This window comes from Flavobacterium sp., from assembly GCF_027484945.1.
Classification (GTDB): Bacteria; Bacteroidota; Bacteroidia; order Flavobacteriales; family Flavobacteriaceae; genus Flavobacterium.
In genome coordinates, this window is the sequence record NZ_JAIXRZ010000065.1 from 1 (window position 1) to 23656 (window position 23656).

At 36.9% G+C, this 23656-nt stretch carries 21 protein-coding genes and 1 pseudogene; 16 read left to right on the plus strand and 6 right to left on the minus strand.

Annotation, left to right across the window (positions count from 1 at the left end):
* Positions 1-140: 140 nt before the first annotated feature.
* The 13 genes and pseudogenes from sprA to Q0039_RS09470 form a co-directional block, all read left to right on the plus strand.
* Positions 141-5726 (plus strand): annotated as a pseudogene (sprA, locus tag Q0039_RS09410) (cell surface protein SprA); the annotation flags it as partial.
* 72 nt (positions 5727-5798) lie between these two features.
* Positions 5799-6179 carry a glycine cleavage system protein GcvH gene (gcvH, locus tag Q0039_RS09415; RefSeq protein WP_297512001.1) on the plus strand — a complete coding sequence of 127 codons (381 nt, stop codon included), beginning with the start codon at positions 5799-5801 and terminating at the stop codon, positions 6177-6179.
* A complete protein-coding gene (locus Q0039_RS09420) occupies positions 6172-6537 on the plus strand; it encodes a VanZ family protein (RefSeq protein ID WP_297512003.1) in 366 nt (121 codons plus the stop codon). The genes gcvH and Q0039_RS09420 overlap by 8 nt, the downstream gene beginning before the upstream one ends.
* Positions 6538-6605: 68 nt before the next feature.
* A complete protein-coding gene (gene deoC / locus Q0039_RS09425) occupies positions 6606-7349 on the plus strand; it encodes a deoxyribose-phosphate aldolase (RefSeq protein WP_297512005.1) in 744 nt (247 codons plus the stop codon).
* Positions 7321-9444, plus strand: a complete 2124-nt coding sequence (locus Q0039_RS09430; protein ID WP_297512007.1) for a gliding motility protein RemB — start codon at positions 7321-7323, stop codon at positions 9442-9444. Before deoC ends, Q0039_RS09430 begins: the two co-directional genes overlap by 29 nt.
* Positions 9445-9538: 94 nt before the next feature.
* Complete coding sequence (gene cyoE / locus Q0039_RS09435) at positions 9539-10441, plus strand: heme o synthase (protein ID WP_297512009.1); 903 nt, start codon at positions 9539-9541, stop codon at positions 10439-10441.
* 1 nt (position 10442) lies between these two features.
* The gene (locus Q0039_RS09440; RefSeq protein WP_297512011.1) at positions 10443-11021 is read left to right on the plus strand and encodes a cytochrome c oxidase subunit 3; all 579 of its coding nucleotides are present in this window, start codon (positions 10443-10445) and stop codon (positions 11019-11021) included.
* 43 nt (positions 11022-11064) lie between these two features.
* Entirely contained in the window at positions 11065-12093 is a 1029-nt protein-coding gene (locus Q0039_RS09445; RefSeq protein ID WP_297512013.1) for a cytochrome c oxidase subunit 3, read from the plus strand.
* Positions 12094-12112: 19 nt separating this feature from the next.
* A complete protein-coding gene (locus tag Q0039_RS09450; RefSeq protein ID WP_297512015.1) occupies positions 12113-12463 on the plus strand; it encodes a cytochrome C oxidase subunit IV family protein in 351 nt (116 codons plus the stop codon).
* A gap of 76 nt (positions 12464-12539) precedes the next feature.
* Positions 12540-13196, plus strand: a complete 657-nt coding sequence (locus Q0039_RS09455; protein WP_297512017.1) for a hypothetical protein — start codon at positions 12540-12542, stop codon at positions 13194-13196.
* Positions 13197-13198: 2 nt separating this feature from the next.
* Positions 13199-13891, plus strand: coding sequence for an SCO family protein (locus tag Q0039_RS09460; RefSeq protein ID WP_297512019.1), 693 nt, complete (start codon positions 13199-13201; stop codon positions 13889-13891).
* A 3-nt stretch (positions 13892-13894) separates the two neighbouring features.
* Complete coding sequence (locus tag Q0039_RS09465) at positions 13895-14440, plus strand: DUF420 domain-containing protein (protein WP_297512022.1); 546 nt, start codon at positions 13895-13897, stop codon at positions 14438-14440.
* Positions 14430-14660 (plus strand): hypothetical protein, encoded by a 231-nt coding sequence (locus tag Q0039_RS09470; RefSeq protein WP_297512024.1) that lies wholly within the window; start codon positions 14430-14432, stop codon positions 14658-14660. Before Q0039_RS09465 ends, Q0039_RS09470 begins: the two co-directional genes overlap by 11 nt.
* Here the strand turns inward: Q0039_RS09470 and Q0039_RS09475 are convergent.
* Positions 14657-16042: a DUF4403 family protein gene (locus Q0039_RS09475; RefSeq protein ID WP_297512026.1), complete on the minus strand. Its 1386-nt coding sequence runs from the start codon at positions 16040-16042 to the stop codon at positions 14657-14659. The genes Q0039_RS09470 and Q0039_RS09475 overlap by 4 nt on opposite strands.
* Positions 16043-16170: 128 nt before the next feature.
* Between Q0039_RS09475 and Q0039_RS09480 the strand changes: the two genes are divergently transcribed.
* The 3 genes from Q0039_RS09480 to tsaB are packed head-to-tail and all read left to right on the plus strand — an operon-like array spanning position 16171 to position 19510.
* On the plus strand, positions 16171-17547 hold the full coding sequence (locus Q0039_RS09480) for a TolC family protein (RefSeq protein ID WP_297512029.1): 1377 nt from the start codon (positions 16171-16173) through the stop codon (positions 17545-17547).
* Between the two features lie 5 nt (positions 17548-17552).
* Complete coding sequence (locus tag Q0039_RS09485; protein WP_297512032.1) at positions 17553-18842, plus strand: efflux RND transporter periplasmic adaptor subunit; 1290 nt, start codon at positions 17553-17555, stop codon at positions 18840-18842.
* Positions 18843-18850: 8 nt separating this feature from the next.
* Positions 18851-19510 carry a tRNA (adenosine(37)-N6)-threonylcarbamoyltransferase complex dimerization subunit type 1 TsaB gene (gene tsaB, locus Q0039_RS09490; RefSeq protein ID WP_297512035.1) on the plus strand — a complete coding sequence of 220 codons (660 nt, stop codon included), beginning with the start codon at positions 18851-18853 and terminating at the stop codon, positions 19508-19510.
* A gap of 1 nt (position 19511) precedes the next feature.
* On the opposite strand, the gene Q0039_RS09495 is transcribed toward tsaB, so the two are convergent.
* From Q0039_RS09495 to Q0039_RS09515, 5 genes are all read right to left on the minus strand, one after another.
* On the minus strand, positions 19512-20339 hold the full coding sequence (locus tag Q0039_RS09495; RefSeq protein WP_297512037.1) for a mechanosensitive ion channel domain-containing protein: 828 nt from the start codon (positions 20337-20339) through the stop codon (positions 19512-19514).
* A gap of 3 nt (positions 20340-20342) precedes the next feature.
* Positions 20343-21182 carry a pseudouridine synthase gene (locus Q0039_RS09500; RefSeq protein WP_297512042.1) on the minus strand — a complete coding sequence of 280 codons (840 nt, stop codon included), beginning with the start codon at positions 21180-21182 and terminating at the stop codon, positions 20343-20345.
* A 58-nt stretch (positions 21183-21240) separates the two neighbouring features.
* On the minus strand, positions 21241-22020 hold the full coding sequence (murI, locus tag Q0039_RS09505) for a glutamate racemase (protein WP_297512046.1): 780 nt from the start codon (positions 22018-22020) through the stop codon (positions 21241-21243).
* Between the two features lie 66 nt (positions 22021-22086).
* The gene (locus Q0039_RS09510; RefSeq protein ID WP_297512048.1) at positions 22087-22584 is read right to left on the minus strand and encodes an OmpH family outer membrane protein; all 498 of its coding nucleotides are present in this window, start codon (positions 22582-22584) and stop codon (positions 22087-22089) included.
* Between the two features lie 35 nt (positions 22585-22619).
* Positions 22620-23642, minus strand: coding sequence for an OmpH family outer membrane protein (locus tag Q0039_RS09515; protein ID WP_297512051.1), 1023 nt, complete (start codon positions 23640-23642; stop codon positions 22620-22622).
* Positions 23643-23656: the final 14 nt, after the last annotated feature.

The following is a 23656-nucleotide window of genomic DNA, read 5'->3' on the forward strand; positions in this document are numbered from 1 at the left end:
CCCCAAAACCCCAAAACCCCTAAAGCCCTAAACTCTATTCTTATTAGTTAAAGTGAAGATTAATTCAAAAATAATAATTATTAAAATCTTTAGATAAATATTTACATGCTAATAATAGAATCTTCTAAAAGTATAAATATTTTAAATTCAATATTTTATATACAGATCCTTCACCATTGAACTACATTGTGGCGGCGAATACTACTTCACCACTACCCAATGACGTAAAAGACACTCCGTTAATGCGTGTTTTTTCAATGGATCAATTAAATTTTGCAAACGATCCGCAAACAGGCGGTGATGGATTTTTTGACTTCGTTCCAGGCTTAACAATTGATCAGCAAAATGGACGAATTATTTTTACCAAGGTAGAGCCTTTTGGACGCTATTTGTTTGAAAAATTACGAACCAGTCCAGGAGAGAATTACTTTGGGGATCCTATTTTAACTTCAGATTTTAATGCCAATCAGAATAAATATGTTTTCCGAACATTATACGCCAGCACTCAAGCGGCAGCCTTACAGGATAGTGAAAAGAATAAATTCCAATTAAGAGGAAAGTTCAAATCGGCGGGAGGCGATGGGATTCCTATAGGAGCATTTAATGTGCCGCAAGGTTCGGTTGTAGTTATGGCAGGCGGCAGACGTTTGGTCGAAGGTGTTGATTATACCGTTAATTATCAAGCTGGAAGGGTTCAAATTTTAGATCCTTCGCTTCAAGCTTCCAATACGCCTATTGAAGTTTCGGTAGAGAATAATTCTGTATTTGGTCAACAAACGCGTCGTTTTTGGGGAGTGAATGTTGAACATAAATTTAATAGTAAGGCTCTTGTAGGCGCTACTTTATTAAAAATGTCGGAACGCCCATTTACCCAAAAATCCAATTATGGACAAGAATCGGTAAATAATACGATATTCGGAATCAACACGAGTCTATCTTCCGAAGTTCCTTTCTTTACGCGATTGGTGAATAAATTGCCAAATATTGATACAGATGTAGCTTCCAATGTTTCGTTTAGAGGAGAAGTGGCGTTTTTGCAACCTGGAACTCCAAAAGGAGATCGATTTAACGGCCAGTCAACGTTGTATATTGAAGATTTTGAAGGTTCCCAAACGAATATTGATCTCCGTACGCCATTGTCTTGGTTTTTATCGTCAACGCCCTCGCGACCCACTACAGGTAATGTAGATTATTTTGATTTTAATGCGTCCAGTTTTCAATTAAATTATGGGTATAACCGCGCTAAATTAGCATGGTATACAATCGATCCTATTTTTTATACCCAGCGCCCCAGTGGAATTTCTCAAGACGATTTGTCAATAAATAGTACGCGACGAATTTATATGTCGGAGTTGTATCCGCAAACGGTAGTTGCTCAAGGGCAGTCGCAAGTTGTAAACACCTTGGATTTGGCTTATTTTCCTCAAGAACGCGGACCCTATAATTACAATCCCGATGCTGTTCCCTCTGGGATACTGCCCAATCCACAAAATAATTTTGGTGGTATAATGCGTCCATTGAATGCAACCAATTTTGAACAGTCCAATGTTGAATATATCCAATTTTGGATGATGGATCCCTATTACGATCCCAATAATCCCGGTGCTGCTACAGATCCTAACAATGCGGGACAATTGTATTTTAATTTGGGTGAAATTTCAGAAGATGTTCTACAAGATGGGCGTAAATTCTATGAAAATGGTTTAGGTCCAGGCCAAGTGGTTACCAATCAAACTTGGGGGAATGTTCCTGCCTCGCAATCGTTAATTTATGCATTTGATACCGATACCAATACCCGTAATGCGCAAGATGTGGGCTACGATGGTTTAAGCGACGCTGAAGAAACAACAAAGTTTAATGCATTTGCCTCGTTTTCTGATCCTTCTGCAGATAATTATACGTATTTTTTAAATACGGACGGCTCCGTTTTAGATCGCTATAAAAACTATAATAACGTTCAAGGCAATTCACCAATTGATGTTACCGATACCAATAGGGGTTCGACTACCATTCCCGACGTCGAAGATGCCAACCGGGATAATACGATGAATACTATAAATGCGTATTATGAATATAAAGTAACCATCAATAATACAGGAGCCCTTAGTAATGTTGGTGCCAACTTTATTACAGACATTCGGGAAACAGAAGTTACAGCGGCCAATGGATTGCCCGTAAAAGCGCGCTGGCTTCAGTTTAAAATTCCTGTAGCGACACCAACGGCAACCATCGGAAGTATTTCTGATTTCCGATCGATCCGCTTTATGCGTATTTTCTTGACTAATTTTAACCAGCCGGTAACCCTTCGCTTTGGCGCATTAGACCTTGTTCGTGGAGAATGGAGAAGGTTTACCAATACTTTGGATGCCTCCGATTCTGATCCTGAAGATGATGGGACTCCCTTTGATGTTCAAGCATTGAATATTCAAGAAAATGGTACCCGAAGTCCAATTAATTATGTAACTCCTCCAGGAGTACAATTAGAACAGTTATTCAATAACAATACATTAATTCCGCAAAACGAGCAGTCATTGTCGATTCGAGTACCTGAATTAGGATTGGAACCTGGTGACTCTCGTGGTGTATTTAAAAATGTAAATGTTGATATGCGTCAGTTTAAGAAACTAAAAATGTTCTTACACGCTGAAACGCTAACCGATGAAAGTGTGACATCATCTCCTTTAAACTGGGATGATACAAATGATGAATTGGTCGCGTTTATTCGATTCGGTAATGACGTCACAGACAACTTTTATCAAATTGAAATTCCGTTAAAGAAATCCCGATACAATCAAAATACCCCTGTAGATGTCTGGCCGGATGAAAATCAAATCGATGTAGCTCTGAGTTTGTTAACAGCGCTTAAAGTGAAAGCATTGAGCCATATCTATACGGCACCTGGCGAAATTTATTACAAACGCGAAGATGAATTGGATGCGTCGCTAGCCGGCAAAGTTAATTTGGCCACTTTGGGTATTCGAGGAAATCCCAACTTCGGATTAATTCGCGTATTAATGATTGGTGTAAAAAATAACACCAAAAAGCTCTATGACCCCTCCGACCCACGTTACCGTCGATTAGGAGGTGAAGTATGGTTTAATGAATTGCGTATTGCTGAAATGAGTAATAAAGGAGGAATGGCTGCTGTGGCTAATTTAGATGCAAATCTTGCCGATTTCGCAAATGTATCGGCCACCGGTAAATTGAGCACTATCGGTTTCGGTTCGATTGACCAAGGGCCTAATGAACGCAGTCGTGAGGATGTTTTGCAGTATAATATTGTTACCAATATGAGCTTGGGCAAATTATTGCCTAAAAAATGGAATATTAACCTTCCGTTCAATTATTCAGTTGGGGAAGAAATTATTACGCCAAAATATGATCCGTATTATCAAGACATCGAATTAAAACAACTAATCGATATTACAGAGGACGAATCGCAAAAAAGAAATATTCGCAACCGGGCGATTGACTATACCAAGCGAAAAAGCATTAATTTTATTGGAGTCAAAAAAGATCGTGGTGACAAACAAAAACCTCATTTTTATGATGTAGAAAACGTTACGCTTTCTTATTCCTACAATCAAACCGACCGCCACAGTTATGAGTTGGAAAACTACCAAGACCAACAAGTTAATACGGCAGTAGATTATACATTCGCATTTCAAAATAAGCCGCTGGAACCGTTGAAAAAAGTTAAAACGTTTCAAAAAAGTAGTTATTGGAAGTTGCTTAGCGATTTTAATTTTAATTTTCTACCCTCAAACATTTCGTTTAGTTCCAATATTAATCGCCAGTTGAACCGCCAAAATTACCGTTTGGTTGATGTAGAAGGAATTGGTTTAGAAACGCTTTATCAACGGAATTATTTGTTTAATTACCAATATGGATTTAACTACAATTTAACCAAGTCATTGAAACTTAATTTTAATGCTACTTCGAGTAATATTGTACGAAACTATATTGATGAAAATAATGTTCCGGATAATTCGTATACGCTTTGGTCTGACTTCTGGAATCCGGGAATTCCAAATACGCATAATCAACAAGTAACGGTGAATTATGAGTTGCCGTTGAGTAAAATCCCATTTTTAGCATTTATTAAACCAACATATACCTATAACGGTACGTTTTCTTGGCAACGTTCTTCGGTAGCTTTATCGAGTTATTTTGATGCAACTACCAATACGACCTATGATCTTGGAAATACGGTTCAAAATTCAGGTAACCATAAGTTGAATACCCAATTTAATATGGAAACCTTCTATAAGTATATTGGTCTCACAAAAACAAAAAAGAATACAAAAACAACGCAAACGGGACCACCAAAACCCGGACAAAAAGTAACCAATACTGCGGTTACTCCTACCTCAGAGCGAAGTGCGTTTGTTGAAGGGTTAATTGGCCTTGCAACCAGTATCAAGAATATTCAAATTAACTATTCCGAAAATCAAGCTACAGCACTACCAGGATATACACCAGGTCTCGGATTCTTTGGGTCAAGCAAGCCTTCGTTAGGTTTCGTTTTTGGAATTCAAGATGATGTGCGTTTTGAAGCAGCAAAGCGCGGTTGGTTAACCGATTATCCCAACTTTAACCAAAGTTATACGGAAGTTTTAAATCGAACATTAGATTTTACGGCCAATATTGATTTGTTTCCCGATTTTAAAATTGATTTATCGGGTAATCGAACGTATGCTTCCAATTTCTCTGAACAGTATGATGTGTCGAATGGCGAATATAACTCCCGTTCACCGTATTCAACTGGAAATTTCGCAATCTCAACCAATATGATTGCTACTTCGTTTAAAACTAGTGATGAATTTGGTTCGGCTGCGTTTAATCAATTCCGAGAAAACCGTTTGGTCATTGCGCATCGCTTGGCACAAAGCTATTATGCAGGTGGCACCTATGCCCTTGATGCAGAGGGATATCCCGTTGGATTTGGGAAAAATAGTCAAGATGTATTATTGCCCGCTTTTGTTGCTGCTTATACGGGTAAAGATGCCAATAAAGTTTCAACAGGGATTTTTAGAACCATTCCTATTCCTGGGTGGAACATAAAATATAATGGATTGATGCGTTATACATATTTTAAAGAGCGTTTTAAACGATTTTCAATTCAACACAATTATAAAGCATCGTATACGATTAATTCATTCCGTTCAAATATCGATTATCAAGCTGATGTAATCAATCCAGCGAATAACAATTTTTATCAAACAACAATTGTAGGTAATGTAAATATGGTCGAACAGTTTAGCCCATTGATTCGCATCGATTTTGAAACTAAGAGTTCGTTCAAATTGTTAATGGAAATGAAAAAAGATCGCGCACTATCCTTTAGTTTCGATAATAATTTATTGACCGAGCAGCAAGGTGTGGAGTATGTAATTGGAACCGGATTCCGTTTTAAAGATGTGGTAATTTCATCGCGTTTGGCCGATAATCCGACAGGGGTAATCAAAAGTGATATCAATATCAAAGTTGATTTATCGTATCGTAATAGTAAAACGATTGTGCGTTATTTGGATTACAATAATAATCAATTGGGTGGCGGACAGGATTTGTGGTCGGCAAGAGTAACTGCAGATTATTCGTTTAGCAAAAACTTAACTGCGATTTTCTTTTACGACCATACGTTTTCACAGGCTGTGATTTCAACCTCCTTCCCAATTACCAATATCCGAACAGGCTTTACCCTACGTTATAATTTTGGCAACTAATTGAAAACCTAAAAAAATCGTTTTTAAGTACGAGAATTAACCTTACATTTGACCCAAAATAATTAAATACAAATGAATATTCCTTCAAATTTAAAGTATACCAAAGACCATGAGTGGGTTTCTTTGGAAGGTGATGTAGCCACAGTTGGTATTACCGATTTTGCACAACGCGAATTGGGTGATATCGTTTATGTTGAAGTTGAGACTTTAGATCAAACCTTAGCACAAGACGAGGTGTTTGGTACGGTTGAAGCGGTTAAAACAGTTTCCGATTTATTTCTTCCTATGAGCGGTGAAATTATTGAATTTAATGAAGAATTAGAAACAACACCTGAAACAGTTAATACTGATCCCTACGGAAAAGGTTGGATGGTTAAAGTTAAAATTTCGGATGCTTCCCAATGGGATGGTTTATTGGACGCAGCTGCTTACAAAACTTTAATTGGTGCATAAACCCAATTGGTTTCTTTTTTTGGCTCTTATTTGGACCAGTCTAATCACTTGGTTGAGTTTGGTCACTATAGGATCCATAGGAGGAAGAATTCCTATACCGCATAAAGATAAAGGGGTTCACTTTATATTTTATTTGGTATTTGTAGTTTTATGGGTAAAAAGCAGATTAAAGATCAATAGACCTATTCTTTACACTGTTTTTTTAATTGCAATTGGATACGGAGTGAGTATGGAAATTCTTCAATATGCAATTACCAATAACCGTTCAGCTGATGGTTGGGATGTGCTTGCAAACACACTTGGTGCATTGACAGGATTACTACTTATGAAAAATAAATTAGAAAAAGCCGCTCATTAGGGTGGTTTTTTTATGGAATCGAATCAAGCTCATTGAGAATTTGTATTTTTGGAGCCAATACTTATCCAATGAATATTAAATCGTATCTGGATTCTACCTATTTAAAATTGCCGGAACAAGTTGGACTTTCGGAGGAGGAGCATTTGAAAGTTGTAAAAAACTGCATTCAAGAAGCAATAGATGAAGCTTTTAAGCTCATCATGATTCGCCCAGAAATGGTTAAAATTGCTCGTGAAATGATTGATGAAGCGGGTTCAAAAGTAGCGGTAGGTACAGTAATTGGTTTTCCCGAAGGGACAGCTTCATTAACCCAAAAACTTGAAGAAGCCAATCAAGCCATTAAAGAGGGAGCCGATGATTTGGATTTTGTTTGCAATTATCAAGCATTTAAAGCAGGAAATAACGCTTTGGTAAAACAAGAAATTTTGGAAGGCACGCGTTTAGGGCTAGAACACCATAAAGTTGTGAAGTGGATCATAGAGGTAGCAGCATTGACTCATGAAGAGATTATTCGACTGGCTACTTTGATTAAAAATGTAATTATTGCCAACTTTAAAGAACCGCAATTCCCTAACGTTTTTGTAAAATCATCAACTGGATTTTATCCCACTACAGAAGGTCTTCCCAATGGAGCTACGATACCAACTGTAGTGCTAATGTTAGAAAATTGTTGGCCACTACCCGTAAAGGCAGCTGGAGGGGTTCGCACAACATCTGAAGCGCTTGAGATGATTAAATTAGGTGTAAAACGAATTGGAACATCAGCTGCAAAAGCCATTGCTCATGGCGAAATTAGTACAACAGCATATTAAGATTATGAAAAAAATACTACTTGTATCATTCTTTTGGATTGGAGTATTGCTACACGCACAATCGTTTAAGCAAAATCCACCAGTGTTTCCAAATTGTTCAACTGTGGAGGGTGTTGAAACCCAACGGTGTTTTGATCGGGAAGTGCAGTTGTTTATTTTTCAAAACTTTAAAGCACCCGAACAGTTCAAAGGGACAGTTATTGTGGTTTTTGAAGTGAATGAGAAAGGCGCATTTTTACCTTTATTTATTGATGCTGCTGATGAAAATGTGGTCAAAGAATGCCGACGTGTATTTGCACTACTGCCCCAAGTTAAGCCTGCTACATTTAATGGAAATCCAACCTATGCCAAATACACGGTTCGTTTTTCGGTGCCTTTAATTAACCCCGATGAGTTACCAAAAGAACCTGTAATTGCAGCTCCTAAAGTGGTAGCCACTACAAAATTTCAAAAGGATCTGGAATTAAAGGAAATCGATAGTATGGTTTATAAGCCATTTTCTAAACCCCAATTTGAAAGCCGTTTGACAATACCTTTTTCGCATCGTGTTTATGGACAATTTGATTGGGCTTTAAACCAAGTTGGAGCTAATTCACACACGTCTTCACAGCCCTATTCCTATGCTGAAGTTGCAAAATATTATAATTTACGCGAAGCAAATCAAGCGCTAATGCTCAATAAAACCAGTTGGTGGGGGCGGAAATTATGGAATGAAGATTTAGTTGCTTTGCAGGGAGCCGATTATTGGTTTACCTTAAATCCGGTGGTTGATTTGCAATTGGGTATGAGTACACCGGCAGCGAAAAAACTAACCTATATCAATACCCGCGGAATTCAAATTCGTGGAGGCTTAGGCAATGAAGTGAATTTTTCAGCCACTATTTTTGAAAGTCAAGGGCGTTTTGCCGATTATTTCAATGCCTATGCAATGCGTTTAAAGCCTTCTGGTGGAAATCCTGCAACAATACCTGGAGTAGGAATCGCAAAAGATTTTAAAACCGATGCTTTTGATTTTCCTATGGCAGAGGCCTACATCAACTATGCGCCTGGTAAACATGTCGATTTTCAGTTGGGACATGGCCGAAATTTTATTGGAGATGGCTACCGCTCCCTTTTATTAACAGACGGCGTAAGTCCGTATCCGTATTTTAAAATCAATACGAAGTTTTGGAAAATTAAATACACCAACTTGTATACTTGGATGAAGGATAGCCGTCCGGAAGTTACCATTGACGGAACCTATGCAACTAAATTTGTAGCGAGTCATTACTTAAGTTGGAATGTTAATTCGCGCCTCAATATAGGCTTGTTTGAGTCGGTTGTTTGGTCCAATCAAAACGACCGTGGATTTGATATGAATTTTGTAAATCCAATCATTTTTTATAGAGCTGTAGAGTTTTCGTCGTCATCAAAAAGCGGTAATGCATTATTGGGCTTAACAACCAAATACAAATTCAGTAATAGTGTGAATTTCTATAGTCAATTTTTGTTGGATGAATTTTCTTTGGGTGAAATGCGCTCGGGGAAACGCAGCTGGAAAAATAAATATGCTTACCAAATTGGTTTGAAATACTATAATGCATTTGCTGTCGATAATTTAATGCTTCAAGTCGAATACAATGCCATTCGTCCGTATGTGTATTCCCATAGTAATGTTTTGACCAATTATGGGAACAATAACCAGAGTTTGGGGCACCAATGGGGAGGAAATACGCGGGAGTTAGTGGCCATTGCAAAATATTATAAAGGGCGTTATTACGCAACAGCTAAGGTCAATTATGGCATTCGTGGGTTGGATTTCAACACCGCTGAAGACAATTATAATTATGGGGGGGATATTTATTTGAATTATAATGATCTTCGTCCAAAGAATGAAGGTGTCGTGATAGGGCAAGGGAATAAAACATCCATTTTAATTGCCGATATTCAAGCGGGTTATACGCTTAATCCAACCACCAATTTAAAAGTATTTGCCAATTTAATATACCGAAATTTTAACCCAACTACTGAAACTACTCAGGTTAAAGACTCCAATACAACTTGGTTTATGGTTGGAATTCGGACCGATATTTTCAATTGGTATTTTGATTATTAAGAATTCAATAATATTTAAGTATTGTTTGTTGGCAAATCCTCTTGGATAAACTATTTTTGCACCCAATTAATACCTAATTCTTAAACGAATTACCTTGAATACAGTTACTGCGTCCCTACATCCGCTGAAAATTATTTTGGATTTCAAAGAAATAACCAAAGCCGGTCTTGCGGTTAGTGTTGTTTTTTCTTCTATTGCGGGATATTTATTAGGGGTAAGTGATAAAAACCCATTCAGTTGGTTAACTCTTTTTGTGTTGGCTGTAGGAGGATATTGTATGGTAGGGGCTTCCAATGCCTTCAATCAAGTCATCGAAAAAGACCTGGATGCTTTAATGGATCGTACAAAAAACCGTCCGGTACCTTCAGGGCGGATGGCACCCAATGTAGCTTTATTTGTAGCAAGTGCACTTACCATAACGGGTTTGATTTTGTTGTACTGGATTAATCCGAAATCGGCTATGTTTGGTGCGATTTCAATATTTTTATATACAAGTGTCTATACCCCTTTAAAAGCAGTTACCCCTTTATCGGTATTTGTTGGTGCTTTTCCGGGAGCAATTCCTTTTATGTTGGGATGGGTGTCGGCAACGAATCACTTTGGAATAGAGGCTGGGACCTTATTTTTGATTCAGTTTTTTTGGCAATTCCCTCATTTTTGGGCAATAGGATGGTTTTTATATGAAGATTACGAAAAAGCAGGATTTTTTATGTTGCCCACGGGTCAACGGGATAACCGTACAGCCTTGCAAATTATTTTATACACACTTTGGTTGATTGTAGCTTCTATTTTGCCAAGCTTTGGTTACACGGGGCAGTTGTATATAAGCACACCAGCTACTATTGCGGTATTGCTTTTGGGGCTGTGGATGTTATTTTATGCCGTTAAATTATACCGTTTACGCACGCCCAAAGCTGCACGAGTGCTTATGTTAGTTAGTGTTTCTTACATAACTTTACTGCAAATAATTTACATTACAGATAAATTTTTACGATAGTATGATGACAGCAATTGAAAATAAAGCGCGTACGGAAAGATCCTATAAATTACTATTGATTTTTGGGATGATCAGCATAGTAATGCTTTTTGCAGGGTTAACGAGTGCTATGGTGGTGAGTAAATCCCGCCCCGATTGGTTAAAGGATTATGAAATGCCCACTGCTTTTTTGATTAGTACGGTATTGATTGTACTATGCAGTCTCACATTTTATTTGGCACAACGATTTATTAAACAAGGAAACCGAACGATTACCACCTTCATGTTGTGGTTAACATTAGTGCTGGGAGGATTGTTTGTGTACTTTCAATTTCAAGGATTTGATCAGTTGTTTGCCCATCGGTTATTTCCAACCGGGAAGTCGGGTTCAATAACTATTGCATTTATGTATATCCTTGTATATGTGCACTTAGCCCACTTATTTGGAGGCATAATTTCATTATTAATTATAATTTATAATCATTTTAAACAAAAGTATACTTCAGCTCAATATATTGGAATTGAGCTGGGTGCGATGTATTGGCATTTTCTAGATGCCTTATGGTTGTATTTATTTTTATTTTTGTATTTCTTTAAATGAGAAAAAAATGTAAATTTGGGAACTTTTTTAACTACTATTTAATATGGGATCTACAGTTACTACAAACAATGGTGTAGCTAATGTTTGGAACGGCGGAGGCGCTGAACCGTTAGGAGCGAGCTATGGAAAGTTGATGATGTGGTTTTTCATTCTTTCGGATGCTTTAACCTTTTCTGGATTCATAGCTTCATACGGTTTTTCGAGATTTAAATTTATTGAAACATGGCCAATTGCAGATGAAGTATTTACACACTTTCCGTTTATGCATGGTGTGTCAATGCCTATGTATTATGTGGCTTTTATGACTTTTGTGCTTATCTTTTCTTCGGTTACTATGGTGTTGGCAGTAGATGCGGGACACCAGTTGAAACAAGGAAAAGTAGCGCTTTACATGTTTTTAACCATCATCGGGGGTTTAATCTTCGTGGGTTCTCAAGCTTGGGAATGGAAAAACTTTATCAAAGGCGAATACGGAGCTATCGAAACCAAAGGAGGTAGTATCTTACAATTCGTAAATTCAAAAGGCGAACACATCAAGTTATCCGATTTTGCGGTCACTCTTCCAGAAGAACGTGAGCAGTTAACACGAAGTAAAGCAACTTGGTTCATGTCTGAGCCATCATTGCCTTCGTATTCAGTTAATGAAGTAGTTGAAGGCTTCAAAAAAAATCCAGATGTTTTAGTTCGTACTGAAGTTATTTATTCTGAGGCAACTGCTAAAGGTGCAAGTGGTCTTCACCCAACCTTGAATCATGTAAAACACAAAACAATTTTAACGCGCGAAGAGTCGCTTAAACGTCTTGAAGCTGCAAAAATTGTTGTTGAAGGTGCTGATTTACACCGAAATGAATATGGAAGTAAATTGTTTGCTGATTTCTTCTTTTTTATCACCGGATTCCACGGATTCCACGTATTTTCAGGTGTAGTATTCAATATTATTATCTTTATCAATGTGTTATTAGGTACCTACGATAAAAGAAAATCCTATGAAATGGTTGAAAAAGTAGGTCTTTATTGGCACTTTGTAGACTTAGTTTGGGTATTCGTATTTACTTTCTTCTATTTGGTATAATTTTTAAAGGCAAAGAATCATGGGACACGAACACGTTTCTAATACAAAAAGAATTTGGCTAGTATTTGGTTATCTATCGATTATTACAATTGTTGAGGTAGCTTTAGGGATTAAACGTCCCGATTCATTATACCATTCCGATTTCTTAACGATGAATCTATTAAACTGGATCTTCATTATTTTAACTTTAGTAAAGGCTTACTATATTGTATGGGCATTCATGCACATGGAAGGTGAAACAAAGGCATTGCGTCGCGCTGTAGTGTGGACAGGGATTTTCCTAATTTTGTATTTGACCTTCATTTTATTAGCAGAAGCAGATTATGTTTTCACTGTTTTTAGAGATGCCACTATAAAATGGAATTTTTAACAACACATTATTTATAGTTTAAGGTACGCGATAGCGTACCTTTTTTTATTTTTGTATTAATGAAACCTACCGATTCATGAAAAAGAATATTGTCTTATTCATCTTATTTATATTGCCTATAGTGGCCTACCTTTTTTTTGCTTCTGGGGTAAATAGTTTTGCCAAACTACCGGTACTTACACCCACAATTCCTAATATCGAAACGTGGTCTACGCTCGATGGTAAAAAGGCAACGCTCAACAATAAGATTACCATTTTAGGATTTATTGGGTATGATGTAGAAAAACATAAAGGCGGTTTTTTTAATCTATATGAAAAAATTTATAACCGTAATAAGGATTTTAAAGATTTTCAAATGGTAATGGTCATGCCCCAAGGAACTCAGTCAAAAGTGATTCAATTACAAGAAAGTTTAAAAAAACTAGGGCCACAAACCAATTGGAATTTCATTTTTGCACCCCCAAGCGAAATCCAAAATTTCTATAATTCTATGAAGTTAGTTGGAAAATTAGACAGTCAATTGGGTACTCCAAGTGTTTATATTATTGACAAAAAGCGCAACTTACGTGGCCGCAAGGGGCAAAATAAAAAGGGCGAAGAAGAATACCAAGAAGGTTATAACACTTTTAAAGTGTCCGATTTATATAACAATATGATTGATGACGTGAAAGTTATCTTAGCGGAATACCGATTAGCTTTAAAAGTGAACAACAAAGCCAACCGCAAGATTTAAGGATGAAAAACAAATCATACATCGGACTTTCCTTTATTATTTTAGTTTTTGGAATTCTTTTTGTTCCAAAGATTGTGGACCGTATTAAAAACGGTGACGTAGTGCGTAATGATCGAATGAGTTTATCTTATGAAATTAAAAAAGATGCCGCCAAGTCAAGCTTAGTGATTATGGGTAAGGCCCCCGATTTTAAGTTAACTGATCAAAATAATAAATGGATTACTAATGCAGATTACAAAGGGAAAGTGTATGTATTGGAATTTTTCTTTTCTACTTGTCCGAGTATCTGCCCCGTAATGAATAAAAATATGGTTCGGCTTCAAGATACGTTTAGTACTAATCCTAATTTTGGAATTGCTTCCATTTCTATTAATCCCGAAAATGATACTCCAAAGGTTTTAAATGAACATGCAAAAAAAATTGGAGTCACTAGTCAAAATTGGCATCTATTGACGGGTGATAAAAACTATATTTTTAATCTTTCCAACAAAGGATTTAATATTTTTGCAGGAGAGTCTAAAGAAAAAGTAAACGGAGGCTTCGAACATTCTGGCTTGTTTGCTTTGATCGATAAAAATGGTGCTATTCGCTGCAGAAGAGATCAACACGGCAATCCAATTCTGTATTATGATGGATTAGAAGAAGCTGGAATAAAAGCAATAACAGAAGATATAAAACTACTTTTAAACGAATAAAAAATGGAAAATACATCCCTTGTAGAAAAAAAGTTTAAGACCCCTATTATTTTGGTTTCAATCTTGATTCCAGTTGCTGTGGCGGTTTTATTTTCAATAAAATTAAAAGATTTCGGAATCAATGTAGAGCCGTTATCCTTTTTGCCTCCAATTTATGCAGGGATTAATGCAATTACAGCCGTATTATTAGTTTGGGCTGTTGCCGCTATAAAAAAAGGAGACCGCAAAAAACATGAAAAATTAATGACGGCAGCTATAGCTTGTTCTGTGGTTTTTTTGGTGATGTATGTGGCGTATCATTTAACTTCAGAATCCACAAAATACGGGGGCGAAGGTCTATTGCGTATTGTATATTTCTTCATTCTAATTAGTCATATTACCTTATCGGTAGCTATTATTCCTTTAGTACTTTTCTCGTATGTGAGAGCACTATCTGAACAATTTGATCGTCACCGTAAATTGGCTAAAATCACGTATCCTTTGTGGTTATACGTGGCTGTTACAGGAGTAATTGTGTATTTGATGATTTCGCCCTACTATGCGCAATAATCGTTTTTTAGCCGCAATTGTTTCCATAGTATGTTCATCGGTAGCTCTAGGGCAGTGTGCGATGTGTCGCGCTTCTCTCGAAAGTGAAGGTAATGTTGAGAAAGCAGAAGCGGTTAACGACGGTATAGTTTATTTGATGGTTTTTCCCTATTTGTTAGTTGCAGTAGTGGGCTTTGTTTTGTATCGAATGTTTACCAAGAAAAAGCAAACCGAAGGTTAATCCATTCCATCAATTTTAACGTTCATTTTACCATTACCATTAATGAACGCAATAATAAGATCATTGGTTAATTCTATTTTTTCAAATTCCAATTCTCCAATACTACCATTAATAAAAACTCCTTTCATTGGAGAAAAATTACTCAAATAGTAGAGTAAGTTCTTTTTGCCTTCTTCCATATTGGGGCGAATAGAATAGCGACAAGATTCCTGCATTTTACGAATGATATACCCTTGTAATAACCAATTTGCGGCTTTGGTAAGCAGTCCTTTTGTGTTCAATACATAATCTAGGTTCTCAAAATAGATCTCCTTATTTACAGGGTCATATTTTGGTATTCCCGATAAATAAATAGTACCCGTTATACTGCCACTCAAATTCAAAGCGATAATCATTCGGCCATCTTTCCCCCATAAAGCAACTTTTTCGACTTTTATTTTCCGATTTCCCGATGTAAATTCTTGTCCTTTAAAGTTCTGAGAAATTAATTGGGAAGCATTTTCATAGGTTGTAATTGCAGCAATAGAAGCAGTGGTGCGTTCTGGAAGTTTTGCCGCCGCTTTAAACGATATTGCATTTCGATCCATCCCCGACTTTGGCTGTTGACCTACTATAGTTGTCATCCCGCATTTGAGTCCTAAGTTCATTGCAATTTTAGTTTTATCCAAAACGGCATCCGTAACATATACTTCCATTGGGATTAATTTAAACCAGGCCTGATAAGCTTCGCTGGTTAATAATGGTTTGCTTAGGGTTTCCAATACATCCAAAACATAGGGCTTAAAATCGCAGGATTTGTTAATTGCTGCATCAATTTTTTGAGCCACTTTCGCTTTGAATAATGATAGAGTAGGGTTGATAATATAGGTTATCGGAACATTCTTACCGGCAATCTGCAGCGTCGGACTTTCACTCCACACCACATCTTCAATCGTGCTTTGGGTATTCATGGTCCAATTGGATAATTGGGCATCACTCAATAGGGTTATTGTTCCATTTAAATTAATCTCTCGTGTGTCATTCAAACCTAAAAAATCGGTTCCATATTTGAGTTTTGCCCATATTTTAAGAGGAATAATGGATTGTATTTTTCCATTTTTTTCTTCCAATTGAATCGTGGCTGTTTTCCAAATTTTCATTTCTGTTTTGTCATCTTCTAGATTTGTATCTTCATAGATTAATCCGTTCAATGACTTGTTGAGTTGTTGCTCTATCTCGCGTAAACTTATTTCCAAGGGCATGCTTATAAATGAAGTTGTGGTTTTATAGGCCATGTCTACATTAGAGGAGCGTGTTGGTTTTTCTGCAATAATTTGTTGTGTTCCTGAACAAGCGCTAACGATGAGCAGCAAAAGCGGGAGTAAAAGCCATTTTGTTTTCATAAAATTCAGAAAAATTTAGGCGTGAATGTAACAAAAAATCAATAAATCCGTCAGATAGTTAACGTTAAAATAGTAACGTTTTTTTATTTCGCTTACCTTTGTTCTGACTTGAATGAATTCGATTTCGCATGAAAAATAAATGTATCTTGATTTGTCTTATAGGCCTCTTTTTGGTAACTAACCTCGGTTGGAGTCAAACAAAACCTTGGACTTTGCGCGAATGTGTTGAATTTGCGATGAAAAATAATATTTCGATTCAACAATCGGAATTAGATTTACAGGCTAGTCAACTTACAAAAAAAGATGCCATTGGAAATTATTTGCCCAATTTGAATGCCAATACTTCCCATTCTTGGAATATTGGTTTGAACCAGAATATTACAACCGGTTTGTTAGAAAATCAAACGACTCAATATACATCAGCTGGGCTCAATTCAAATGTTACGATTTATAATGGGCTACAGAATTACAATCGTTTACGCCGGTCCAATTTGAGTATTCTTTCCTCCCAATACCAATTGGCTAAAATGAAAGATGATATTGGATTAAATGTGGCTAATTCTTACCTGCAGATTCTTTTTAATAAAGAAAATTTGAAAGTACAACAAGAGCAATTGGCCAATGATGAAAAGCAATTGAAGCGCGCTGAAGAATTGGTTAAAGTCGGAGCTGTTCCCCGTGGCGATTTATTAGATGCACAAGCAACTGTAGCCGCCGACCAACAACGGGTTATAGCCGCTGAAAACACCTTGTTTTTGTCAAAGTTGAGTATGACACAATTGTTGCAATTGGAGGATTTTAAGAACTTTGATACTGCCGATACAAGTTTTGAGGCCGTCCTGAGCTTACCCCTTTCCGAAACACCAGAAACGATTCTCGCAAAAGCGAAACAAGAACGTGTGGAATTAAAAATTGCCCGTACTAATTTAGCAGGTGCCGAAAGTGATTTAAAAATTGCTAAAGGAGCTTTACAGCCCTCAATAGTTGGTTTTTATGGCTTCGGAACACGTGCTAGTTACGCTGATCGTATTATTGGTGTTGATGCAAATGGGAGTTTTATACTGACAGGTCCTAAGTCGTTGATTGACCAATTTAGTGACAATAAAGGACATAATTTTGGATTCCAACTTTCCATCCCGATTTTAAATGGATTTAATGCTTCCAATGCAGTTTCCCGCTCAAAAATAGCTTTAGAACGTTCAAAAATCGCTCAAAAACAAGCGGAATTGGATTTGGAGCGTAATGTGTTTACTGCGATTACCGATGCGAAAGGTGCTTTGAATGCCTATGAATCGGCTCGGTCTGCGTTGAGAGCACGTAGAAGTGCATTTGAATATGCCCAAGAGAAATTTAATGTAGGAATGATGAATAGCTTTGAGTTAAGTCAAGCACAAACTTTGTATAGTAATGCGCAATCGGAATTGATACGCACCAAATACGATTATATTTTTAAAGTTAAAGTCGTAGAATTTTATTTTGGAATTCCCATTGTGGATAAATTGTAATTAGTATGGACAAAAGAAAGTTAAAATGGACAATCGGCCTACTTAGTGTACTTATTGTAGGGTTAATAGGACTCTCCAAAATGGGTGTTTTTGGCGATCGCGAGACTAGTAAAGAAGTTGAATTAGCCAAAGCCGATGAAATAACAATTGTTGAAACCGTTTCTGCTACCGGAAAAATACAACCCGAAATCGAAGTAAAAGTTTCTTCACAGGTTTCGGGAGAAATTATTCAATTGCCTGTAAAAGAAGGACAATCTGTAAAAAAAGGCGATTTATTAGTAAAAATCAACCCCGATATTTATACCTCAGGATTAAACCGAACGGTATCCAATTATGCAGGAACAAAGGCGGGTTTGTCGCAAGCTGATGCTTCGTTTAAAGAAGCTCAAGCCAACTTTGATCGTAATAAAACGCTATTTGAAAAAGGGATTATTTCTAAATCGGATTGGGACAAGGCGGTGGCTAATTTTGAAGTTGCAAAAGCCAATAAACAAGCAGCCTATTTCAACGTTAAAAGTGCAAATGCATCTGTAGTTGAAGCTAAAGATAATTTGGGGCGTACTACGATTTATGCGCCGGCAGACGGAACTATTTCTGTTTTGAATGTAGAATTGGGTGAAAAAATTCTAGGCACCCAACAAATGGCAGGAACAGAATTGCTGCGTGTAGCCAATTTAAATAATATGGAGGTTGAAGTCGATGTCAACGAAAATGACATTGTGAAAATAAATATCGGTGATGCAACAAATATTCAAGTCGATGCCTATTTAAAGAAAGAGTTTAAAGGTATTGTTACCAGTATTTCCAATTCGGCAAGTACGAGTACAACTGCCGACCAAGTAACTAATTTTAAAGTGAAGGTCCGAATACTAAAAGAATCCTATGCCGATTTGTTGGAAGGTAAACCGGCTACGTATTCCCCATTTCGCCCTGGGATGACGGCAACGGTTGATATTATCACCAAGCGTAAAGAAAAGGTCATCGGTGTGCCTATTAGTGCGGTTTTGGTAAAATCGGATACTACGGCTAATCCTGTTGAAACAATGTCAGATGAAGAAAGTGAGCAGCCAAAAACCGTAAAATCGAAGAGTGATAAAAAATTTGAGTGTGTTTTTGTTAAAGTTAACGATAAAGCACAAATCCGCGTGGTTAAAACAGGAATACAAGACGATACCAATATAGAAATAATTTCGGGCCTCAAAAAAGGAGATGAAATTATTATAGGGCCGTATACTGTTGTTTCTAAAGATTTAAATTCAGGGGATAAAATAAAAAGCAGCAATGCTTTAAAATAAAAATAAAAATGGCCTTACTATTGGCTTTAGAAACCGCTACTCGAAATTGTTCGGTGGCTTTATCCAACAATGGAAAAGTACTTGCTTTTCGAGAAGTAGCAGCACAAGGGTATACCCATGCCGAACAACTTCATGTGTTTATTGAAGAAGTCTTAGCCGCCGCTGGAATTGGATTTTCCGAATTGGATGCAATTGCTGTAAGTAAAGGGCCGGGGTCCTACACGGGTTTGCGTATTGGAGTCTCAGCGGCTAAAGGACTTTGTTATGCGCTGCAAAAACCCTTGATTGCCATAGACACCTTAACTGTTTTGGCCCATGCGGTACCCCAAACGGATGGCACGATTATCCCGATGATCGATGCGCGAAGAATGGAGGTATATGCTGCAATTTATAGTGGTGATAAAAAAATAATTCGTCCGGTTCAAGCCGAGATTCTTACATCGGAAAGTTATGCAACCGTCCCAGGTACTATTTATGTTGTTGGCGATAGTTCAGACAAAGCCAAAACTGTCTTGCAAGATGAACGCTTTCAATTTTTGGATACGGTACAATTTCCTTCGGCACAAGTTTTATCTTGTTTAGCATTTCAAAAGTGGCAATTACAAGAATTTGAAGATGTGGCTTACTTTGAGCCCTTTTATTTGAAAGATTTTATGCTTTCTAAGTAAGTTATTTAGCCCCCTCTCGAGCATAAGGTTGAATTATAATTCCTTTTTCATCAAAGGCGGTTTTGCATTGTTCCAAGATATCGGATGAAATGCAATTAAAGTCTTCATTTTTGCACCAAGGACGTATCGCCAAATGAATCGCATTGTCGGTTAAATCCCGCACCATAATCTCGGGTTCCGGTGATTTTAATATATTGGGATGATTTAGTACGACGGCTTTGACAATTTCTTTGGCTTTTTTAATATCGGTGTCATACGACAATGAAAAAACCAAATCTGCTCTGCGTTTTCCGGCAATTGAAAAATTAGTGATTATTCCATTAGACAGAATTCCATTGGGGATAAAAATAGTTTCATTGTTTCCAGAGATCATTTGGGTAACAAAAATTTGAATATCCATAACGGTGCCTACAACTCCTTGTGCTTCAATTGTGTCACCAACACGAAAAGGTTTGAAGACAATAATTAATATTCCGCCGGCAAAATTTGATAATGAACCTTGCAGCGCCATTCCTATTGCAAGTCCGGCAGCACCTAAAATAGCTACAAATGAAGTGGTTTCAATGCCGAGTTTAGAAATAAACGTAACAAATAATAATGCACGCAAACTCCACAACAAACTACTGGATAAAAATTCAGCTAGCGTTCGCTCAACTTCTTTTCTCTCCATAATTTTCTTTGCCATACGTGTGATGAAACGAATAGCATAAAGACCTATGAATAGGATAATTAAAGCAGAAACTAAACGAGGTGCGTAATCGATTAGTACATTATAAAATTCAACGGAGTAATCTTTAACAGAAGTAACATATTTGCCTCCTGAAGCCATTTCTTAAATATTTTTTAAGTTAATGATTTCTTGATCGGTTAGATGGCGAAAAAATCCGCGCGGTAAGTTTTTCTTGGTTAAGCCGGCAAATGATACGCGGTCAACTTTTATTACATCGTATTTGAAGTGTTCAAAAATGGCACGTACTACTTTCACATTGGCGGTTCTTAATTGAATCCCAATTTCAGTTTTAGGTTGGTTTTCTATATAACTTATTTCATCAGCATAAATGCGATGCCCGTCTAAAGTAACTCCAGCAGCAATACTTTCTAGATCTTCAAATTTCAAATTGCGATCAAGGGAAACTTGATATATTTTCGTTGATTTTTGCTGTGGTTTGGAAAATTTCAACACCAAATCAGTATCATTAGTTAAAAGGAGTAAACCGGTAGTTGATTTGTCCATTCTACCAACGGGTTGTAATTTGGTTTTAGTCGTTCCTTTTAATAATTCTAAAACATTACGTGAACTGCCACTATCTTCACCAGAGGTAGTAAAGTTTTTGGGTTTATTTATCAAATAGTATTCTTTCTTACCGGGTGTAATTTCGGTGCCGTCAAAATTAACCACATCACCAGGTTTCACTTTAAATCCCATTTCAGTGATTACTTCGCCATTTACTTTTACATTGCCCGAACGGATATAAATATCAGCATCGCGTCGAGAACAAATACCCGAATTGGCCACATAACGGTTTAAGCGAATTTCGTCTGGATTTTCTTTAACCGTTTGTTGCTCCTTCTTTTTGGGAGCCGAAAATTTTTTAAACGGCTTATCATTCCCCTGTGATTTGGGTTTGAAGCTGGGTTTTTTGCCCGATCGATTGGAGTTAGAACGATTCATTAACCTTTATTTTCGGTAAAGATACTTCTTTTCTTAGAACTGAGGGTTGCGCATTTTCTCAAAAATCATTTTGAATCACTGCATACTGCGCTCCCACGAAAAATTGCAACACCTTTGGGGTTGTATTGGTATAAAAAACTTGGTTTGACGGTTGTGTCGGATCATGAAAGCCACAATGATCGTGAATCATTTTTTGCGTTTGTCGAGCTACAGCTTCTCCCGAATCTATGATCTGTATCGAAGAGGGAAGTAACGCTTTAATCTGAGGTATTAAATAAGGATAATGGCTACAACCTAATACCAAATAATCAATATTAGCGGCAATCATCGGTTCGAGATACGTTTTGAGCAAGGTTTGCATTGCAGGGCTATTGATTTCTCCGGCTTCAATTAATTCGACCAAGCCATGGCCAATTTGCTCCATGAACGTAACATTTTTGTACTGCTGCAAGCTGTTATGGAATAGTTCGCTGTTAATTGTCCCTTTGGTAGCTAATATTCCAATTTTTTGGGTTTTTGAATGCAATGCTGCGGGTTTAATTGCCGGCTCAATTCCAATAAACGGAACATCATAGTTGGCTCGAAGTACTTTAATGGCATTTGTAGTTGCAGTATTGCAGGCTACTACGATAATTTTACAATTATGATTTAGTAGAAATTCAGTGTTTTTGCAACTTAACGCGATAATTTCATCTTTAGATTTCACCCCATAGGGCGCATTTTTACTATCGGCCAGAAATAAGGTATTTTCATTAGGCATCAATTGATGGATTGCCTTCCAAATGGAAGTGCCCCCAATACCTGAGTCAAAAAGTCCTATCGAATTGTTATTAAACATACACAAAGGTAAAAAAAATGCCCGTGGTAATTATACTACGGGCATTTCAATGGATTGTTTTGTTTTTTAGAATCCTAAATCTTTTTTAACTTCAGCAGTGATATCAGGACCATCCGCTAATAATAAGCCAGAAGCATCAAGAACATATTGGTATCCTTTTGCTTTTCCTACTTTTGAAATAGAGGCTTTGATTTTGTCAATTAATGGCTTCATCAATTCTCCTTCTTTCTTTTGTAATTCTGTTTGAGCAGTTTCTTGAAAATCGCTGATACGTTTTGCCATATCTTGCATTTCTTGTTGACGCGTTTGATTTACAGCATCTGAAACTGTACCTGATTCTGCATCGTATTTTTTTGCTTTAGCTTGATATTCTTCAACTAAAGTTTTATAGTCTTTACTGTACGATTCATTAAGTTTTTCCAATTGCTTTCTAGCTTCAAGAATAGAAGGCATTTTTGTAGTGATTTCATTCACATCAACATGAGCAGTTTTAGCTTGAGCTTGAGCAGTTTGCATTCCGATAATGGCTACTACAGCTAAAATGGCATTTTTAAACGTTTTCATCATTTTGAATTAAATTTAGTGTTTCAATATTAGTATTAAGGTTTTGCAGTGCGCACACTGTCTTTTGCTTTTTTAGCAGCTTCTCGAGCTTCCAGCTGTTGTTTCCGTCGTTCTTCGGCCGCTTTTTTACGATCTTCTATTAATTTTTTACGGTCTTCAACCGATTTGGTTTTGGCAGCTTCTCGTTGCGCTTTGGCTTCATCTGCAGCTGCTTTATTTTCATCCGCTTTTGAAGTATTTGTTTTGTCTATTGTTGAAGTTTCCGTATTTGGCTTTCCTTTCGATGTATCAGAAACTGTGCCAGTTTTTTTATTGTTTTTTTCTTCCAATTGCTGCTTGCGTTTTTCATCCGCTGCTTTTTTGCGTTCTTCGGCAGCTAACTTTTTCTCTTCAATCATTTTCAAACGGGCTGCTTTACGCTCTTCCATTTGTTTTTGACGCTCCGTCATTTCTGGATTGTCAGCTATCATGTCTTCCAACTTTTCTTTGGATTCTTCTTCCTTCAATTGTTTTTTTGACATTTGCTGTCTTCGTTCAGCACGAGTTAACACACTAATGACGCGATCACTAATATCGTGTTTTTTAGCCGCAAAAAGCATCGTTAAATCTGATGATTTGTCGAAAACATAATCATATTTTCGAGCTTCAGCTAAATCTTGAACCGCATTAAAAACTTGATCTTGAATTGGTTTTACTAAAGTTGCTTTTTGAACCACTAGGTCGCCATTTGGGCCAAATCGTTTTTGTTGATAATCTAATAATTCTTTTTCTTGGAATGCAATTTCTTCTTCGCGCTCTTCGATTAATTCTTTTGTTAAAAGGACTCGTTCGGTTTTTAAGACTTCTTTTAACTTTAAAATATCATTTTTTTTTGTTTCAATTTCTTGTTTCCATTTTTCTGCTTTTTGGTCCAATTGGTTTTTAGCTTCCGCATAGGCAGGTACTTTATCCAAAATATAGGCCATATCAATATAGCCTACTTTTATACCGCGGGATTGTGAAAAACTCCAATTTATAGAAGCGAGAATCACAAAAAAAAGAAAAATCAGTTTTTTCATAAAGATGCGTATTA

Bases quoted from the DNA above. Each gene is read 5' to 3' on its own strand.
- Q0039_RS09440 (WP_297512011.1), top strand. From the start codon at position 10,443: ATGATGACAGCAATTGAAAATAAAGCGCGTACGGAAAGATCCTATAAA.
- Q0039_RS09475 (WP_297512026.1), bottom strand. From the start codon at position 16,042: ATGAAAACAAAATGGCTTTTACTCCCGCTTTTGCTGCTCATCGTTAGC.
- Q0039_RS09465 (WP_297512022.1), top strand. From the start codon at position 13,895: ATGGAAAATACATCCCTTGTAGAAAAAAAGTTTAAGACCCCTATTATT.
- Q0039_RS09430 (WP_297512007.1), top strand. From the start codon at position 7,321: ATGGCGAAATTAGTACAACAGCATATTAAGATTATGAAAAAAATACTA.
- Q0039_RS09485 (WP_297512032.1), top strand. From the start codon at position 17,553: ATGGACAAAAGAAAGTTAAAATGGACAATCGGCCTACTTAGTGTACTT.
- Q0039_RS09470 (WP_297512024.1), top strand. From the start codon at position 14,430: ATGCGCAATAATCGTTTTTTAGCCGCAATTGTTTCCATAGTATGTTCA.
- tsaB (WP_297512035.1), top strand. From the start codon at position 18,851: ATGGCCTTACTATTGGCTTTAGAAACCGCTACTCGAAATTGTTCGGTG.
- Q0039_RS09515 (WP_297512051.1), bottom strand. From the start codon at position 23,642: ATGAAAAAACTGATTTTTCTTTTTTTTGTGATTCTCGCTTCTATAAAT.
- deoC (WP_297512005.1), top strand. From the start codon at position 6,606: ATGAATATTAAATCGTATCTGGATTCTACCTATTTAAAATTGCCGGAA.
- Q0039_RS09510 (WP_297512048.1), bottom strand. From the start codon at position 22,584: ATGAAAACGTTTAAAAATGCCATTTTAGCTGTAGTAGCCATTATCGGA.
- Q0039_RS09460 (WP_297512019.1), top strand. From the start codon at position 13,199: ATGAAAAACAAATCATACATCGGACTTTCCTTTATTATTTTAGTTTTT.
- Q0039_RS09480 (WP_297512029.1), top strand. From the start codon at position 16,171: ATGAAAAATAAATGTATCTTGATTTGTCTTATAGGCCTCTTTTTGGTA.
- Q0039_RS09495 (WP_297512037.1), bottom strand. From the start codon at position 20,339: ATGGCTTCAGGAGGCAAATATGTTACTTCTGTTAAAGATTACTCCGTT.
- gcvH (WP_297512001.1), top strand. From the start codon at position 5,799: ATGAATATTCCTTCAAATTTAAAGTATACCAAAGACCATGAGTGGGTT.
- Q0039_RS09445 (WP_297512013.1), top strand. From the start codon at position 11,065: ATGGGATCTACAGTTACTACAAACAATGGTGTAGCTAATGTTTGGAAC.
- murI (WP_297512046.1), bottom strand. From the start codon at position 22,020: ATGTTTAATAACAATTCGATAGGACTTTTTGACTCAGGTATTGGGGGC.
- Q0039_RS09450 (WP_297512015.1), top strand. From the start codon at position 12,113: ATGGGACACGAACACGTTTCTAATACAAAAAGAATTTGGCTAGTATTT.
- Q0039_RS09455 (WP_297512017.1), top strand. From the start codon at position 12,540: ATGAAAAAGAATATTGTCTTATTCATCTTATTTATATTGCCTATAGTG.
- Q0039_RS09500 (WP_297512042.1), bottom strand. From the start codon at position 21,182: ATGAATCGTTCTAACTCCAATCGATCGGGCAAAAAACCCAGCTTCAAA.